This window comes from Roseateles sp. GW821-FHT09H10 (assembly GCF_059415865.1).
On sequence record NZ_JBWKOB010000002.1, the window covers coordinates 511,826 to 529,251 of the forward strand.

Annotated in this window: 15 protein-coding genes; 6 read left to right on the forward strand and 9 right to left on the reverse strand. The window is 70.4% G+C overall.

From position 1 onward, the window contains the following. Window positions 1-85: 85 nt before the first annotated feature. Window positions 86-1,066: an XdhC family protein gene (locus AC07OY_RS10265; protein WP_495042465.1), complete on the reverse strand. Its 981-nt coding sequence runs from the start codon at window positions 1,064-1,066 to the stop codon at window positions 86-88. Between the two features lie 99 nt (window positions 1,067-1,165). Here AC07OY_RS10265 and AC07OY_RS10270 point away from each other — a divergent pair, with 99 nt between their 5' ends. From AC07OY_RS10270 to AC07OY_RS10280, 3 genes are read left to right on the forward strand one after another with little or no spacing between them, the layout of a single operon-like run. After that, on the forward strand, window positions 1,166-1,636 hold the full coding sequence (locus tag AC07OY_RS10270; protein WP_495042466.1) for a (2Fe-2S)-binding protein: 471 nt from the start codon (window positions 1,166-1,168) through the stop codon (window positions 1,634-1,636). Window positions 1,637-1,638: 2 nt separating this feature from the next. Beyond that, window positions 1,639-3,993 (forward strand): xanthine dehydrogenase family protein molybdopterin-binding subunit, encoded by a 2,355-nt coding sequence (locus tag AC07OY_RS10275; RefSeq protein ID WP_495042467.1) that lies wholly within the window; start codon window positions 1,639-1,641, stop codon window positions 3,991-3,993. A 10-nt stretch (window positions 3,994-4,003) separates the two neighbouring features. Continuing rightward, complete coding sequence (locus AC07OY_RS10280) at window positions 4,004-4,774, forward strand: FAD binding domain-containing protein (protein ID WP_495042468.1); 771 nt, start codon at window positions 4,004-4,006, stop codon at window positions 4,772-4,774. On the opposite strand, the gene yidD is transcribed toward AC07OY_RS10280, so the two are convergent. Together yidD and AC07OY_RS10290 are read right to left on the reverse strand one after the other, a co-directional pair. After that, window positions 4,775-5,257 carry a membrane protein insertion efficiency factor YidD gene (yidD, locus tag AC07OY_RS10285; RefSeq protein WP_495042469.1) on the reverse strand — a complete coding sequence of 161 codons (483 nt, stop codon included), beginning with the start codon at window positions 5,255-5,257 and terminating at the stop codon, window positions 4,775-4,777. Between the two features lie 4 nt (window positions 5,258-5,261). Then, window positions 5,262-5,930, reverse strand: coding sequence for an alpha/beta hydrolase family protein (locus AC07OY_RS10290; protein WP_495042470.1), 669 nt, complete (start codon window positions 5,928-5,930; stop codon window positions 5,262-5,264). 61 nt (window positions 5,931-5,991) lie between these two features. Between AC07OY_RS10290 and AC07OY_RS10295 the strand changes: the two genes are divergently transcribed. From AC07OY_RS10295 to AC07OY_RS10305, 3 genes are all read left to right on the forward strand, one after another. Beyond that, entirely contained in the window at window positions 5,992-6,459 is a 468-nt protein-coding gene (locus tag AC07OY_RS10295; RefSeq protein ID WP_495042471.1) for a (2Fe-2S)-binding protein, read from the forward strand. Beyond that, complete coding sequence (locus AC07OY_RS10300; protein WP_495042472.1) at window positions 6,456-8,786, forward strand: xanthine dehydrogenase family protein molybdopterin-binding subunit; 2,331 nt, start codon at window positions 6,456-6,458, stop codon at window positions 8,784-8,786. The genes AC07OY_RS10295 and AC07OY_RS10300 overlap by 4 nt, the downstream gene beginning before the upstream one ends. Before the next feature lie 139 nt (window positions 8,787-8,925). Then, entirely contained in the window at window positions 8,926-9,627 is a 702-nt protein-coding gene (locus AC07OY_RS10305) for a PEP-CTERM sorting domain-containing protein (protein WP_495042473.1), read from the forward strand. Window positions 9,628-9,686: 59 nt separating this feature from the next. Here the strand turns inward: AC07OY_RS10305 and AC07OY_RS10310 are convergent, their stop codons facing one another. The 6 genes from AC07OY_RS10310 to AC07OY_RS10335 form a co-directional block, all read right to left on the reverse strand. Then, the gene (locus tag AC07OY_RS10310) at window positions 9,687-9,818 is read right to left on the reverse strand and encodes a hypothetical protein (protein ID WP_495042474.1); all 132 of its coding nucleotides are present in this window, start codon (window positions 9,816-9,818) and stop codon (window positions 9,687-9,689) included. 44 nt (window positions 9,819-9,862) lie between these two features. Next, window positions 9,863-10,126 carry a hypothetical protein gene (locus tag AC07OY_RS10315; protein ID WP_495042475.1) on the reverse strand — a complete coding sequence of 88 codons (264 nt, stop codon included), beginning with the start codon at window positions 10,124-10,126 and terminating at the stop codon, window positions 9,863-9,865. Window positions 10,127-10,148: 22 nt separating this feature from the next. Next, window positions 10,149-10,862: a queuosine precursor transporter gene (locus AC07OY_RS10320; protein WP_495042476.1), complete on the reverse strand. Its 714-nt coding sequence runs from the start codon at window positions 10,860-10,862 to the stop codon at window positions 10,149-10,151. A gap of 74 nt (window positions 10,863-10,936) precedes the next feature. Beyond that, window positions 10,937-14,233 carry a PAS domain-containing hybrid sensor histidine kinase/response regulator gene (locus AC07OY_RS10325; protein ID WP_495042477.1) on the reverse strand — a complete coding sequence of 1,099 codons (3,297 nt, stop codon included), beginning with the start codon at window positions 14,231-14,233 and terminating at the stop codon, window positions 10,937-10,939. 162 nt (window positions 14,234-14,395) lie between these two features. Beyond that, window positions 14,396-15,196 (reverse strand): orotidine-5'-phosphate decarboxylase, encoded by an 801-nt coding sequence (gene pyrF / locus AC07OY_RS10330; RefSeq protein WP_495042478.1) that lies wholly within the window; start codon window positions 15,194-15,196, stop codon window positions 14,396-14,398. Beyond that, window positions 15,196-17,421 carry a putative bifunctional diguanylate cyclase/phosphodiesterase gene (locus AC07OY_RS10335; protein WP_495042479.1) on the reverse strand — a complete coding sequence of 742 codons (2,226 nt, stop codon included), beginning with the start codon at window positions 17,419-17,421 and terminating at the stop codon, window positions 15,196-15,198. The genes pyrF and AC07OY_RS10335 overlap by 1 nt, the downstream gene beginning before the upstream one ends. Window positions 17,422-17,426 lie beyond the last annotated feature (5 nt).

Here is a 17,426-nt window from a genome sequence, read left to right on the forward strand (position 1 = left end):
GCGATGCTTGCCGGGTCGACCGGCAAGCACATTGCCAGACGGGCCGGCTCGGGAGCGGCCCAGCGCTCGGCCCGGAATACTCGGGTCAGGCGACGCAGCCGGCCTCAGGACGAGCGCCGGCCGCGCGGTAGCGCACGGCCGTCATCTCGGCCAGGATGCTCAGCGCGATCTCCGGCGGCGTGCGCGCGCCGATGTCCAGGCCCACCGGGCCGTGCAGGCGATCCAGTTCGGCATCGCTCAGCCCGAAGTGCTCGGCCAGCCGGGCGCGGCGCTTGGCCTGGTTGACGCGCGAGCCGATGGCGCCGACATAGAAGGCCGCGCCCTTCAGCGCCTCCATCAGCGCGAGGTCGTCCAGCTTGGGGTCATGCGTCAGCGCCACGATGGCCGTGGCGCCATCGGGCTTGAAGGCGATGACGACGTCGTCGGGCATGTCGCGCGTCAGCGTGACGCCCGGGATGGCGAAGCCGTCGGCGTACTCCTCGCGCGGATCGCAGACGGTCACGCCATAGCCCAGGGCCAGGGCCATCTGGGCCAGGTAGTCGGTCATCTGGCCGGCACCGATGACGAGCAGCCGCCATTGCGGGCCATGGTGGCTGACGAGCTGGGTGTCGGTCAGCGTCAGCGTGTCGGCGCCGGGCTCGGCATCGGCCAGGCTGGCGGCGCCGCTGGCCAGGTCCAGCGTGCGGCGCACCCGCTCGCCGCGCACGAGGCGGGCCAGCAACTCGTCGACGGCGGATTGCGGCCCCAGCGGCTCCAGCATCAGCTCCAGCGTGCCGCCGCAGGGCAGGCCGAAGCGCCGCGCCTCTTCGGCCCCGACGCCATAACGCAGCGGCGTCGGCTGGTTCAGGGTCAGGCTGCCGGCACGCAGCTGGTCGACCAGGTCATCCTCAATGCAGCCGCCCGACACCGAGCCGGCGATCAGCCCGTCATCCCGCACCGCCACCAGCGAGCCCACCGGCCGCGGCGCCGAGCCCCAGGTGCGCGTGATGGTGCCCAGCACGACGCCGCGCGACTCGGCCCGCCAGCCGGCAGCCGTGCGCAGCACGCTGAGATCGAGGTTGTCCATGGACCTGCATCCCCAAACGAAATTTCAACAAGGGTAATCGGCAATCACAAGCCGTGGGGGCGGCCCGAGCATGACCCCACAACCCCACGGAGACAAGCGATGAAGATCCAGCTCACGGTCAACGGCCGTGCGGTCAGCCGCGATGTGACTCCAGACCAACTGCTGGTGCAGTGGCTGCGCGAAGACCTGGCCCTGACCGGCACCCATGTCGGCTGCGACACCGCCCAGTGCGGCGCCTGCACCGTCCACCTCAACGGCCGCGCCGTCAAGGCCTGCAGCATGCTGGCCGTGCAGGCCGCCGGCGCCAGCATCACCACCATCGAAGGCCTCGCGGCGAAGGACGGCGCCCTGCACCCCATGCAGGCCGCCTTCAAGGAATGCCATGGCCTGCAATGCGGCTTCTGCACGCCGGGCATGGTCATGAGCGCCATCGACCTGGTGCAGCACCACGACTGCGCCAGCGAGGCCGCCATCCGCGAGGGGCTGGAGGGCAATCTCTGCCGCTGTACCGGCTACCAGAACATCGTGCGCGCCGTGCAGGTCGGCGCCCAAGCCATGAAGGGGGGCTGAACATGAACTCGCCCAAGGAAGGCTTCATCGGCCAGAGCGTCAAGCGCCGCGAGGACGCGCGCTTCCTGACCGGCCGCGGCCAGTACACCGACGACATCGTGCTGCCGCGCCAGACCTATGGCGTGTTCGTGCGCAGCGCCTATGCGCATGCACGCCTCAAGCGCGTCGACACGGCCGCGGCCCTGGCGGCCGAGGGCGTGCTGGGCGTCTACACGGGCGAGCATTTCCGCGATGTCGGCGGCCTGCCCTGCGGCTGGCTGATCACCAGCATCGACGGCACGCCGATGAAGGAGCCCAAGCATCCCATCCTGGCGGACGGCAAGGTGCGCTATGTCGGCGATGCGCTGGCGCTGGTGGTCGCCGAGACCCTGGCTGAAGCCAAGGCGGCGGCGGCGCTTGTCGATGTGGACTACGAGGAACTGCCCGCTGTTGCCGACACGGCGACCGCTGCCGGCCATGCGGGCTCGGTGCATGACGAAGCACCGGACAACCGCTGCTACACCTGGGGCTGCGGTGACAAGGCGGCGACAGACGCGGCCATGGCCGGCGCTGCGCACGTGACCAAGCTCAGCTTCCGCAACAACCGACTCATTCCCAACGCCATCGAGCCGCGCGCCGCCAACGCCAGCTACAGCCCGGCGGACGAGAACTACACCCTCTACGTCTCCAACCAGAACCCGCATGTCGAACGCCTCTTGATGTGCGCCTTCGTGCTCGGCATTCCCGAACACAAGCTGCGCGTCGTGGCGCCCGATGTCGGCGGCGGCTTCGGCTCCAAGATCTTCCTGTACGCCGAGGAGACGGCGCTGGTGTGGGCCAGCAAGCAACTGGGCCGGCCGATCAAGTGGACGGCCGAGCGCAGCGAGAGCTTCCTCTCCGACGCCCATGGCCGCGACCATGCGACGACGGCGGAGCTGGCCACCGACAAGGACGGCCGCTTCCTCGCCATGCGCGTGCACACGACCGCCAATCTCGGCGCCTATTTGTCCACCTTCGCCTCCTGCGTGCCCACCATCCTGTACGCGACGCTGCTGGCCGGCCAGTACACGACGCCCAAGATCTATGCCGAGGTCACCGGCGTCTTCACCAACACCGCGCCGGTGGACGCCTACCGCGGCGCCGGCCGGCCCGAAGCGACCTATGTCGTCGAGCGGCTCGTCGAGACGGCCGCGCATGAGCTGGGCATCGACCCCGCCGAGATCCGCCGCCGCAACTTCATCAAGGCGTTCCCCTACGCGACGCCGGTCGGCCTGACCTATGACACCGGCGATTACGACGCGACGCTGACGCAGGTGCAGCAGCTCGCCGACGTGGCCGGCTATGCGGCCCGCAAGGCCGTCAGCGCGAGCAAGGGCCTGAAGCGCGGCATCGGCTACTCGACCTATATCGAGGCCTGCGGCCTGGCGCCGTCGAACGTGGCCGGCGCTCTCGGCGCCCGCGCCGGCCTGTTCGAAGCGGGCGAGGTGCGCGTGCACCCCACCGGCAAGGTCACCGTCTTCACCGGCAGCCATTCGCATGGCCAGGGCCACGAGACCACCTTCGCGCAGATCGTCGCCGACCGCCTCGGCATCCCGCTGGAGGACATCGACATCCAGCATGGCGACACGGCCAAGGTGCTGTTCGGCATGGGCACCTATGGCAGCCGGTCCCTCGCCGTGGGGGGCACGGCCATCCTGAAGGCGGTGGACAAGGTCATCGCCAAGGGCAAAAAGATCGCCGCCCATCTGCTGGAAGCCGGCGAGGGCGACATCGAGTTCAAGAACGGCGAATACCGCATCGCCGGCACCGACCGCGCCATTCCCTTCGCCCAGGTGTCGCTGACGGCCTATGTGCCGCACAACTACCCGCTGGACAAGCTGGAGCCCGGCCTCAACGAGAACGCCTTCTACGACCCCAGCAACTTCACCTACCCGGCCGGCAGCTATGTCTGCGAGGTGGAGGTGGACCCGGCGACGGGCGTCGTGCGCATCGACCGTTTCAGCGCGGTCGACGACTTCGGCAATATCGTCAATCCGATGATCGTCGAAGGCCAGGTGCATGGCGGCTTGGCCCAGGGCATAGGCCAGGCCCTGCTGGAGCATGGCGTCTACGACCCCGACTCGGGCCAGCTGCTGTCCGGCAGCTATATGGACTACGCCATGCCGCGCGCCGACGACCTGCCGACCTTCAAGGTGCAGACGGCCCAGGGCACGCCCTGCACCCACAACCCGCTGGGCGTGAAGGGCTGCGGCGAGGCCGGGGCCATCGGCTCGCCGGCGGCGGTCATGAACGCCGTCTGCGATGCCATCGGCGTCAAGGACCTGCCCATGCCGGCGACACCCTGCACGGTGTGGACCGCCCTGCAATCCGCGCAGTGAGGAGATGACGATGAACTACCAAGCCGCCGCCTCACTCGCCGCCGCCCGCCTCGGCGCCGATGACAAATTCCTGGCCGGTGGGCAGTCGCTGCTCGGCGCCATCAAGCTGGGCCTGGCCGCGCCCAGCGGCCTCGTCGACGTGCGCCGCCTGGCCGAACTGCAGGGCATCACGGTCGACGCCAAGGCCGTGCGCATCGGTGCCGCGACGACGCATGCGACGGTCGCTGCCTCGGCCGAGGTACAGAAGGCCATCCCCGCGCTGGCCGACCTGGCCGGCCGCATCGGCGACCGCCAGGTGCGCAATGTCGGCACCCTCGGCGGCAGCCTGGCCAACAACGACCCAGCCGCCTGCTACCCGGCAGCCACGCTGGGCCTGGGAGCGACGATCCACACCAGCAGCCGCCAGATCGCCGCCGACGACTTCTTCCAGGGCCTGTTCACCACGGCCCTGCAGGACGGCGAGCTGATCACCGCCGTCAGCTTCCCCATCCCGAAGTCGGCGGGCTGGCAGAAGTTCAAGCAGCCGGCCTCGCGCTTCTCGCTGGTGGGTGTCTTCGTCGCACGCTTCGACACCGGCGTGCGCGTGGCGGTCACCGGCGCCGGGCCGGGCGTATTCCGCTGCAGCGAGCTGGAGGCCGCGTTGACGAAGGACTGGAGCGCGGCCGCGGCGCGGGCGGTCAAGGTCAGCGCCGACGGGCTGAACAGCGATCTGCATGGCACCGCGGCTTACCGTGCGGCGTTGATTCCCGAGCTGGCCGCGCGGGCCGTCGCGGCCGCCTGATCAGCCGTCGCGGCGACGGCCGCGGTCGCTGTCGGCCAGTTCGTCCCAGCGCGAACCGGCAGGGTCGCGCCGCTTTCGACCGGACGGCTTGCCGTCCTTGCGCTTGCGTTCAGGCCAATCGCAGCTGCAGCAGTCGCAGCAGTCCAGGACTGCCGACAGCCGAGTCAGCCGGCTGCCCCGCCCGTCGCCATCGCAGGGACCGTCGCAGTCCGGCCCGATGCCCAGGTCGCAGTCGCCGCGCTGTGCGGCCGGCGGGCGCTGGCCCGCGGGATGGAAGTGCCTGTGAACCTCGCCGCAGCGTTTCAGCCGCCGGCGCAGCAGCACGCCGCCCGCCAGCAGGCCGTGGCGCCGGATGACCCGCGCGCCCAGCGTCGAGCAGCTGGCGCCACCGGTGTGCGCGCGGTAGGCGCAGCAAAAGCCCTTGTAGGGCGATACATAGCGCTGATAGACGCCAATGGCGGCCAGGGCCGTTGCGCGAATCATGGGCTCAGCTGACCGACCGCTCGTTCTCCTGCGCCGCGATGATGGCCTCGCGCCACAGCCGCGCCGGGATGAAGGTGCGCAGCTGCTCCATGGCCTTCTCGATGAGGGCCGGGTGCAGGCTGTGGTCGATGTGGGGCAGCAGGTCGGCCGTCACGTCGGCGCCGAGCTCGACCAGGGCCTGGGCCGCGTCGACGACATGGCGATAGGGGAAGCGCTGGTCGGCCAGGCCGTGCAGCAGGTGCACGCAGACCTCCTGGGGCGCATGCTCGGGCCGGGCCAGATAGCCGCCGGCAAAGGCCAGCACGCGGCCCACCAGCTGGCTTTCGGCCTGCACAGCCTCCAGCGCCAGCAGGGCGCCGTCACCGACGCCGGCCAGGGCGACGCGCTGCCAGGGCAGGCCGAGCTTGCCAGCCTCCAGGCGCAGGCGGTCGACGAGGTGGGGCAGCGCGGCATCGACACCTTGCTGGCTGGGCGAATCCTCCAGCCACCAGCGGCAACGGCCCTCGGCGTCGCGCAGCGGCGGGTGCAGATTCAGCGTCAGGGCCTTGGGATATTGGGCATGCAGGGCGGCCGCCAGCGGCGCCAGCGTGTCGGGGCCGTCGGGGGCGATGCCGCCGTCGGGCAGCAGGGCGAACAGCAGTTCGGGCGCTGTTGCATCTTGGGGGGAGCTCATGCCGGTATTTTCGACCTTCGCCGCTATCCTGGGGCGCTGTTTCCCCACCCAGTCCTGCCTGATGGAACTGAAAGTGAACGGCCAGGCCATGGCCCTGCCCGAGATCGCCAGCGACCCCGCCATGCCGCTGCTGTGGGCGCTGCGCGACGGCCTGAACCTGACGGGTACCAAGTTCGGCTGTGGCATCGCCGCCTGCGGCGCCTGCACCGTGCATGTGGACGGCCAAGCCGCGCGCTCCTGCGTGACGCCGCTGGGCTCCGTGACCGGCAAGGCCATCACGACCGTTGAAGGGCTGGCCGCCGACAAGGATCACCCGCATGCACTGCAGCTCGCCTGGTTGGCCGAGCAGGTGCCGCAGTGCGGCTATTGCCAGAGCGGCATGCTGATGGCGGCTGCCGCCCTGCTGGCCAGGAACAAGAACCCGAGTGATGCCGACATCGATGCGGCCATGACCAACCTCTGCCGCTGCGGCACCTACCCGCGTGTGCGGGCCGCCATCAAGCAAGCAGCAAAAGGCCTGAAGAAATGAAGCGCCGCACCTGGTTGCTGACGGGCACGGGCACGCTGGGCGCGTTGATCGTCGGCTGGGGCGCCCTGCCGCCGCGCTCGCGCCTGGGCCATGCGCACACGCTGCCGGTGGTCGAGGGCGAGGTCGGCCTGAACGGCTGGATCAAGATCGCCCGCGATGGCGCGGTCGTGCTGGCCATGAACCGCAGCGAGATGGGCCAGGGCGTGCACACGACGCTGGCCCAGCTGGTGGCCGAGGAGCTGGACGTGGCCCTGCACCGGGTCCGGCTGACCGAAGCCGGCCATGAAGCCATCTACGGCAATATCGCGGCCCTGCTGGGCGGCGTGCCCTTCGGCCCGCGCGACGAACAGCACCGGGCCTTCAAGTTCGCGTCCTGGATCACGGCCAAGGTCGGGCGCGAGCTGGGCCTGAACCTGACCGGCGGCTCCTCCTCCACCGCCGATGCCTGGGACACCCTGCGCCTGGCGGCCGCCACCGCCCGCGCCCAGCTGCTCGGCGCGGCGGCGCTGAAGCACAAGCTGCCGGTCGACGAGCTGACGGTCAGTGCCGGCGTCATCCAGCATGCCAGCGGACCCTTGAGCCATTACGGCGAGCTGGCGGCCCAGGCGGCGCTGACGCCACCGGGCGAGGTCCGGCTCAAGGACCGCAAGCAATGGACGCAGATCGGCAAGGCCCTGCCGCGCAATGACCTCGCCGCCAAGGTGGACGGCAGCGCCCGCTTCGGCCTGGACGTGCGCGAACCCGGCCAGGTCTTTGCGGCCATCCGCCATTGCCCCATGCTGGGCGGCGGCCTGGGGCCCGCGAATGTGGACGCCATCCGCGCCCGGCCCGGCGTGCTGCGGGTCGTTTCACTCGGCCCTGTCGCCGGCTCGACGGCCGCCTATGCCGTCGTCGCGCGCACCAGCTGGCATGCCCTCGAGGCAGCCCGGGCCCTGGATGTGCAATGGCAGCCGCCGCCCAACGGCAGGCTCGATTCCAAGGCCATCCACGCCGCGCTGGAAAGCGAAGCCCGGCGCGCCCATGCGGCCGGCGAGGGTTTCGCCTTCCTGAAGCAGGGCGACGCCAAGGCCGCACTGGCCGGCGCAGCCGTCAAGCTCGAGGCGGTCTACAGCGCGCCCTATCTGTCGCACACGGCGATGGAGCCCATGAACTGCACGGCAAGGGTCGCGGACGGCCAGGTCACCGTCTGGGCGCCCACCCAGGTGCCGGGCTTCGCGCGCGACGTGGCCGCCCGCGTTGCCGGCGTGGCGCCTGAACAGGTGACGGTGCAGGTGACCTATCTCGGCGGCGGCTTCGGCCGGCGCCTGGACGTGGACTTCGTCGGCCAGGCCGTGCGCATCGCGCTGGAGATGGGCGGGCTGCCGGTGCAGCTGGTCTGGTCGCGCGAGGAGGACATGACGCACGACTTCTACCGCCCCGCCGAGGCGGCCGTGCTGCAGGGCGGCCTGGATGCCGCGGGCCAGCCGGTGGCGCTGTCCATCACCAATGCCGGCGACGCCATCGTGCCGCGCTGGGCCGAGCGCGCCATGCCGGGCCTGGCGCCGACGCTGGACGTCCTCAACCGCAACGCCTTCCCCGACGGCCGGGCGCCCGCGGCCCTGTTCAGTCGCGGCGACGCGCCCGACAAGACGGCCGTCGAGGGCCTGTTCGAGCTGGCCTATGCCATCCCCAATGCCCGCATCGCCCACCAGGCCACGCGCAGTGGCGTGCCCGTCGGCATGTGGCGCGCCGTTGGCCATTCCCACCATGCCTTCTTCATGGAGGGCTTCATCGACGAGCTGGCCCACGCGGCCAAGGCCGACCCGGTGGCCTTTCGCCTGCAGCTGCTCGAAGGCCTGCCGCGCCACCAGGCCGTGCTCAAGCGCGCCGCCGAGGCCGCGGGCTGGGAGCGGCCCCTGCCTGCCGGCGTCGCACGCGGCGTGGCGGTGCACGAGAGCTTCGGCAGCGTCGTCGCGCAGGTGCTGGAAGTGACGAAGGAAGGCGGCAAGCCGCGCGTGAAGCGCGTCGTCTGCGCCATTGACTGCGGCACCGTGGTCAACCCCGGCATCGTCGTGCGCCAGATGGAGAGCTGCATCGTCTTCGGCCTCACGGCGGCGCTCTGGGGCCGCATCGACATCGTGGGCGGCGAGGTGCAGCAGAAGAGCTTCCCCGACCACCCGCTGATGACCCTGGCCCAGTGCCCCGCCATCGAGACCCATCTGATGCCCGGCGATGGCCCGCCCACCGGCGTCGGCGAGCCCGGCCTGCCGCCGGTGGCCCCGGCCCTGGCCAATGCCTGGTTCGCGCTGACGGGGGAAAGACGGCGCAGCCTGCCGCTGGCGGTCTGAGCCACCCCGCGAGTGCAGGTGTCGGCCAGGCTGACAACTGACGGCGGTCGCGGCCGCGATGACGCCGCCTCTCCACGGGAGATCAGATCTGGCGCGGACTTTGCATGACCCTCATCATTTCTTCCATCGGGGTCTCGGCATGAAAACTCTCCAGCATCTGTTGGCTACGCTCCTCGTCGCGGGCACGGCGCTTGCCCAGGCGGCGCCGGTCTACTGGACCGACTGGCAGACCAGCAACCCCAATGCGGCCGGCTTCCAGGGCAATGGCGTCATCACGACGAGCACCTCAACGGTCAACGTGACCTACACCAACCGCCAGGGCGTCGGCTTCTACGACACCGGCGGCGGCTTCGACTACTGGGGCTGGGGCAACCCCTACACCAGCAGCGCCGTCGACAACCGCCCCACCGGCTCGGACCAGATCGCGCTCAGCCAGGCCGGGTCGCAGACCCTGCACTTCTCGCAGGCCATCGCCAACCCGGTGTTCGCCTTCATCAGCCTGAACGGCAACGGCTACGGCTTCGACCAGGACTTCGACATCCTCAGCGTCGGCTGCGGCTACTGGGGCTGCGGCAACGTCACCAAGAACGTCATCGACCACGGCGGCGGCGTGTTCGAGTACCAGCTCATCGGCAGCGGCGAGCCGCATGGCGCCATCCGCTTCAAGGGCAGCTTCGACACCGTCACCTGGAACAGCCTGACCAATGAATACTGGAACGGCTTCACGGTCGGCGTGCAGGGCACGGCCACCGAGGTCTTCGGCGTTCCCGAACCCACCGGCCTGGCACTGACCGGCCTGGCGCTGGCCCTGGCCGTCGGCGCGCGCCGCCGCCGCAGCTGATCCGGCTTGCGCCATGAAAAACGGCGGCCCGAGGGCCGCCGTTTCCATTGCGGCCTGGCTTACAGGCAGCAGGCCATCAGCTGCTGGACGCAGCAGGCCAGGTCGCCACAGCAGCTCTGGGCGGCAAACGCGACGGCCGAGGCCGACAGCAGGCCGCAGGCGGCCGCGATCTTGATCAATCGGGATTTCATGGAAGTCCTTTGAAGTTGGATGACGGGATGGGAAGCGCACGCGCCTAGTCGGGCGGGTTCCAGATCTCGTCAATCCAATCGTCAAAGGCGACGGCCAGGACCGCGGGACCGAGCCGGGCCGGCGCGGCGATGGCCGCCACCGGCTCGGGCGCCGGCATAGCCACGGGGCTGGCACACAGGGCGCAGACGGCAACGCAGGCCGGCATCGCGTCGCAGCCGCCTTGCTCGCAGCAGGGCTGGCTGGCACGCGCCAGCGGCACCAAGGCCAGGCTGGCGAGCAGCATCAACAGCAGGGCGAGGCGGCGCATGGGCCCACTGTAGTCCCGGGCGCTAGACCTTCAGCGTGAAGGGGTTGAAGTTGGTGTCGCGGTCGTAGTGGTCCAGGCCCTCGGCGCGCTTGAGGAAGGCGACGAAGCGCGCCGTGACCGGGAAGAGCACGGCTTCCCAGATCAGCTTGAAGAAATACTGGGCGACGAAGACGCTGAGCAGCTGCTCCTGCGGCCAGATGCCCCAGAAGGCGATGCTCAGGAACAGGCCGGTGTCCAGCAGCTGGCCCACCGCCGTGGAGCCGACGATGCGCGCCCACAGATGGCGACCGCCGGTGGCGACCTTCATCTTGGCCATCACGAAGCTGTTGGCGAAGCTGCCGCAGGCGAAGGCGATCATCGAGGCGGCCACCACGCGCCAGGTGTTGCCGAACATGGCCTCGACATGCTGCTGGTAGCCGTCCATGAAGGGATTGCGGGCCGGCGGCAGGTGGACGATGACGAAGGCCATGAAGGCCGCGAACAGCAGGGCGCCGAAGCCGGCCCAGACGACGCGGCGGTCGCGCCCGTAGCCGTAGACCTCGGTCAGCACGTCGCCAAAGATGTAGCTGATCGGGAAGAAGAAGAGGTCGGCGCCGAAGGTGACCGTACCCAGCAGCGGCAGTTCCATCTGGGCCGCCTTGGCCGGCCCGATCAGGTTGGCGCACAGCAGCACGCAGACGCAGGCCGCCATGATCAAGTCGTAGTACTTGTAGCTGCGGGGCGCGGCAGGGCTCATGGAGGCGGCTCGGGGCAGACGGGGCAGACGGGGCAGCGGATGGTAAGCGCTGCCCGGCGGCCGCCGCAGCCGTATCAACGCGAGGTCAGGCGCAGCAGGGTCTGGTGCAGCTTGGGCGTGTCGATGGGCTTGGTCAGGAAGTCGTTCATGCCCGCCGCAAAGGCGTCGTCGCGCTCCGAGATCAGGGCCGCCGCCGTCAGCGCGACGATGGGCAGCTCCGCCGACGAGAAGTGGCGGCGCAGCTCGCGGGTCGCGTCATGCCCGCCCATGACGGGCATCTGGACGTCCATCAGCACGATGTCGAAGGGCTTGCCGACGCTGGCCGCCGCCAGCACCGCCTCGATGGCCTGGCGGCCGTCGCTGGCCTGGGCGACCTCCATGCCCCATTGCTCAAGCTGGGCCACGGCGATCAGCATGTTGACGGGGTGGTCCTCGGCGATCAGCACGCGCCGGCCGTGCAGGGCGTCGTGGGCATGGCTGCGGGTCTCGCGCGGCTGGTGAGCCATGGGCGCCGGCGCGGCCGGCAGGGGCAGCTCGGCCCAGAAGGCCGAGCCCTCGCCCGGCGCGCTGTTGACGCCGACCTCGCCGCCCATCAGCGTGGCCAGCTCGCGGCAGATGGACAGGCCCAGGCCCGTGCCGCCAAAGCGGCGCGTCGTCGATTCGTCGGCCTGGGTGAAGGGCTGGAAGAGGCGGGCCTGCTGCTCGGCGGCGATGCCCGGGCCGGTGTCGCGCACCTCGATGTGCACCCATTCGCCGGCGCTGCCGCGCGCATTGGCCGGCAAGGCGCGCACGGCGACGGTGACGCCGCCGGTCTCGGTGAACTTCAGCGCATTGGTCAGGTAGTTGGACAGGATCTGGCGGGTGCGCAGCGGGTCGCCGAAGACCCAGCTGGGCAGGGCCGGATCGATCTCGACGGCGAAGGTCAGGCCGCGCGCCTGGGCCAGCGTGAGGTAGGCCAGGCGGATGGAGGCCAGCAGCTCGCGCAGCGAGAAGGGCTGGCTCTCCAGCGTCAGGCGGCCGGCCTCGATCTTGGACAGGTCGAGGATGTCGGAGATGAGCCCGGACAGGCTCTCGGCGCTGTCCATCATCTGGTTCAGGTAGTCGCGCCGCTGCTGGTCGGACAGGTCGGGCTGCTGGGCCAGGCGGCCCAGGCCGAGCAGGCCGTTGAGCGGCGTGCGGATCTCGTGGCTGGTGTTGGCCAGGAAGGCGCTCTTGGCGCGGCTGGCGGCCTGGGCCTCGTCCTTGGCATGGGCGAGCTGGTCCTCGACGCGGCGCCTCTCGGTGACGTCCTCGATGATCCAGATGGTGCCGCCGCGGCTGGGGTGGGCCGGGTCGACGGCCTGGGCCAGCAGGCGGGCCAGGAAGGTGGAGCCGTCGCGGCGGCGCATGATGCGCTCGGACTCGACCTGCTGGCCGGCGGCCAGGGCCGGCCCGAGGTCGCGGCCGGTGGACTGCCAGTCCTCGACGCTGGGCCAGACGACGCTGCCGTGCTGGCCGATCAGCGCGCCGCGCTCCCAGCCGAACATGGCCTCGACGCGCGGGTTGGCCAGCACGAACTGCTGGTCGCGCGTCAGCGTGATGCCGATGGACGCGTTCTCGAGGATGGCGCCGTGCACGAGGCGGGTGCGCTCGCTCTCCGACACGTCGCGCGCATACAGCACCAGGTAGTTCTGGCCGTCCATCTCGAAGGGCGCGACGGACACCAGCATGGAGATCGCGCTGCCGTCCTTGCGGCGGAAGCTGATGGGCACGTTGCTGGCGATGCCGTCGCGGCGGATGGCGTCGCGCACCGCCGTGCGGTCGGCCGTGTTGTGCCAGATGCCGATGTCCTCGGCGGTGCGGCCCAGCACCTCGGAACTGGCCCAGCCGGTCAGGCTCTCGAAGGCCTTGTTGACCATGGCGTAGCGGCCGCTCTCGGCCTCGGTCAGCGTGATGACGTCGGGGCTGGTGGCGACCAGATGCGACAGCAGGCCCTCGCTGCGGCGCAGCGCGTCCTGGGCGCGGCTCTGCTCGGTCTGGTCGGTGAAGAAGGTCAGCGTGGCCGGGCCGGAAGCCGTCTCGACGCGCACGCTGGTCGCCTGCACGAGGCGGCGCCGGCGCGACAGCGTGCGCAGCCGGTACTCGGCCATGGGCTGCATGGCGCCGGGGGCCAGGCCCTCCAGGCGCGCGGCCTGCTGGCGGGCGGTCTCGTCGTCGCCCGGCTCGTAGTGGCTGAACAGGTCCTGGCCGATCATGCTGGAGCGCTGGGCATAGCCGAACATGGCCATGGCGGCAGGGTTGGCGTCGACGACGCGGCCCCAGCGGTGCAGCACCAGCGGGCTGGGCGAGCGGCGGAACAGCTCGCGGTAGCGCGTCTCGGTGGCCTGCACGGTCTGCTCGGCGGCGACCTCGTTGGTCACGTCGCGGCCCACGCCCCAGTAGCCACGGAAATTGCCTTGCGCGTCGAAGCGCGGCTCACCGCTGATGGACACCCAGCGCGCGCTGCCGTCGACACCGACGCGGCGCGCCACCATGCCATGGAAGGGGCGGTGCGATTCGAGATCGGCGCGGTGGGCGTCGAGCTCGTCATCGTTCAGGCCCATGCCATCCAGCTCCCACGGCGTCTTGCCGAGGCGGCAGTTCAGGTCCAGGCCTGAAGCGCCGGGTCTCTCCTCGGCGACATGGGTAAAGCGGAACTCGCGATCCATCTCCCAATACCAGTCCACCGCCATGCCGAGCAGGCCGCGAAAGCGCGCGGTGCGCTCGTCGGCCTCGGCCAGCGAGCGCTTGACCATCTTCAGCAGGCCCAGGCCGGCGACCAGGCCCGACACCAGCAGGCTGAACTGGATGATGGCGCGCAGCGCGAGGCTGGAAGCGGCCATGGGATGGGTGGCCCAGCCCAGGGCCTCGCCGATCGCGAGGCCGGCCAGCGCGGCCGCGGCGAGCAGGGTCAGCACGATGCCGGCGAACAGGCCCAGCAGCCCGGTCGCGAAGGCGATGACCAGGCTCATCAGCGGCAGGCTCAGCGACCACAGGCCCAGGTCGCGCGACACGGCGGCGGCCACCGGCAGCGCCAGCACCAGTGTCATCATGCCCAGGGCGATCAGGGGCTGCTCCTTGCGGCGCGGCGAGCGCGTCAGCACGGCCAGGCGCAGCAGGGCCAGCACGGCGATCGCCAGGGCCAGCGCCGCGGGCGGCCAGCCATCCAGCCACTCACCGGGCTGGCGCGTGAACCACAGCAGCAGGGCCACCGGGATGAAGACCGGCCCGCAAGCCAGCAGGAAGACCCGCGAGGCCTGCCAGCGCATGCTGCTCTGCAAACGTTCCCGCTGCTGCTCGGGCGGTTCGGCGTGCCCGACGAGGCTGCTGAGGTCTTCGCCGGCTCGCCCCATCAGCGTCGCCCGGCCGCCCGAAGGCGCTGAAGCGCCCCCTCGGGGGGCTGAGACAGGACACAAACCATCCAGTGGATGGTTTGTGCCTGACGAAGGGCCGAGCCACTGGCTCGGCGCGGCCTGCCAGGCAGCAAACAAGGTTTGCGTGGGGGCCTCATATCCTCAGGCGAGGCTTCTGCGGGTGGCTTCCGCGACGGCGCGGGCGCGCTCGGCAAAGTCGGCGCCGCTGCTCGCATAGAGGATGGCGCGCGAAGAATTGACGACCAGGGGCGCCGTGCGGCCGGCGGCCTGCACGACGGCGGCCGCATCGCCGCCCTGGGCGCCCACGCCCGGCACCAGCAGGGGCAGGGTGGGCGCGAGCGCGCGCACGCGGGCGATCTCTTCCGGATAGGTGGCGCCGACGACGAGGCCGAGCTGGCCGTTGCGGTTCCACTGCGTCTCGGCCAGATGGGCCAGGTGCTCGAACAGGCGCGGCTGGCCCGGCACATCGGCCAGGCGCTGCATCTGCCAGTCGTCGCCGCCCTTGTTGGAGGTGCGGCACAGCAGGATGGCGCCCTTGCCTTCATAGGCGAGGTAGGGCTCGACGGAATCGAAGCCCATGAAGGGCGACAGGGTCACGGCATCGGCCTGGTAGCGCACGAAGGCCTCGCGGGCGTACTGCTCGGCGGTGGAGCCGATGTCACCGCGCTTGGCGTCGAGGATGACGGGCACGCCGGGGGCGACCGCGTGGATGTGCGAGATGAGGCGCTCCAGCTGGGCCTCGGCGCCGCAGGCGGCGAAATAGGCGATCTGCGGCTTGAAGGCGCAGACCAGGTCCTTGGTCGCGTCGACGATCGCCGCGCAGAAGTCGAAGATCTTGCTGGTGTCTCCCGCCCAGCCATTGGGCAGCTTGGACGGCTCGGGATCGAGGCCGACGCAGAGTCGGGAGGCGCAAAGGGCTTGGAGCTGGGCGACGAAGGTCATCAGTAGGCGGAGATGGGGATGGTGCGGGCGAGCACGAATTGTGCAAAAGCCTCCGCAGGCAGGGGCCGGCTGAACAGATAGCCCTGCACGGCCTGGCAGCCCTGGCGGCGCAGGAAGGCCAGCTGGCCCTCGGTCTCTACACCCTCCGCAAGCGTCTCCAGGCCCAGGGCGCCGGCCATGCGGATGACGGCATCGACGATGGCGCGGTCTTCAGCGTCGTCGGTCAGGTCGCGCACGAAGGACTGGTCGATCTTGAGCTTGCTGACGCGGAATTTCTTCAGATAGGACAGCGAGGAATAGCCGGTGCCGAAGTCGTCGATGGACAGATGCACGCCGCGGGCATGCAGCTCGTTCATGACGGTGATGGCGACGGCCGGGTTGTCCATGGCGGCGCCCTCGGTCAGCTCCAGCTCCAGGCGCTCGGCCGGCATGCCGGTCTCGTCGAGCACGCGGCCGACCAGCTCGGGCAGGTCGTCATGGCGGAACTGCACGGCCGACAGGTTGACGGCCATGGTCAGCTCGGGCAGGCCGGCTTCGTCCCAGCGGCGCAACTGGCTCAGGGCCTCGCGCAGCACCCATTCGCCGATGGGCAGGATGAGGCCGGAGGACTCGGCGATGGGAATGAATTCGGCCGGCGACACCCAGCCCAGCTCGGGGTGGTGCCAGCGCAGCAGGGCCTCGGCACCGACGATCTGGCTCTCGCCCTGGGCGTCCAGCGCGAACTGGGGCTGGTAGTGCAGGCTGAGCTGGTTGCGCTCCTGCGCGCGGCGCAGCGCGTTCTCCAGCTGCAGGGCGCGGGCCGACTGGGCCTGCATCTCGCTGGTGAAGAAGCGGTAGGCATTGCGGCCGTCTTTTTTGGCCCGGTACATGGCCGCGTCGGCGCATTTGCACAGGGTGTCGAAGTCGTCGCCGTCGGTCGGGAACATCGCGATGCCCATGGACGGCGTGACGGTCAGCTCCTGCTGGTCGACGTGGAAGGGGGCGCTCGCCAGGCCCATCAGCTTGGTGGCCAGATGGGCGGCGCCGGCGATGTCGGTCAGCGGCAGCACCAGCACGAATTCATCGCCGCCCATGCGGGCCACGGTGTCCTGCTCGCGCACGGCGCCACGCAGGCGGCCGGCGAGCTGGTTCAGCAGGCTGTCGCCGACGCGGTGGCCGAGCGAATCATTGACGTTCTTGAAGTGATCCAGATCCAGGAAGAGCACGGCCAGCGGCTCGTCGTTGCGGCGGGCGATGTCGATGGCCTGGCTGGCGCGGTCGGCGAGCAGATGGCGATTCGGCAGGCCGGTCAGGCCGTCGAACAGGGCCAGTCGCTCGGCGCGGGCCTCGGCGGCCTGCTGCTCGGCGACCTTGAGCTCCAGGGCCTCGACGGTCTGGCTGAGCTGCTCGGTGCGCTGCTGGACGAGGGCCTCCAGCTGCGCCTTGGCCTGCACCAGCTCCAGCTCGGCCTGCTTGCGGGCCGTGATGTCCTGGGTGATCCAGATCGAGCCGCGCGACAGATCGCTGCGGTCGATGGCCTTGCTGCGCACTTCGCAGTAGATGGGCGTGCCGTCCTTGCGGCCCAGCAGCATCTCGGCATGGAAGGAGTCGCCACGGGACAGCGGCTCGTAGCAGGCGTCGCCGGCGGCCTTCCAGTCCTCGTCGCTCAGATACCAGGCCCGCGAGAACTGGCCGTCCAGCTCGCCCGGCTCGTAGCCGAACAGCTGCTCGAAGGCGCGGTTGCAGCGCGTCACGCGGCGGCCACGCAGGAAGACGATGCCGACCATCGCGTGGTCGAAGATCAGCTGCTGTTCGGCGTGCAGGTCCTGCAGCGCGGCGTCGGCCTGCTTGCGCTCGCTGATGTCGTCGACGATCCAGATCGAGCCGTCGGCCGGGTCCTCGGCATTGATGAGGCGGCCGGTCAGATGGGCCCAGAACAGCTCGCCGTTCTGGCGCCGCATCAGCTGCTCGCCGCGGAAGGTCTCGCCGGTGGCCAGCACCGGGTAGGCACGGGCGCCCAGGCCGCGGGCGTCCTGCTCGGTCTTGTAGAGCTCCAGGCTGCTGCGCCCGACGGCCGCCTCGGGGCCGTCGAAGCCGAAGATCTCGGCATAGCGCTGGTTGCAGCGCACCAGGGTGCGCGCTTTCACGAAGACCACGCCGACGCCCGCATTGGCCAGGATGACGTCCAGCTCGCGCAAAGCCTGGCTGAGCGCGGGGTTGTCGCTGGTATCGGGCGCTAGGCTCATGAAAG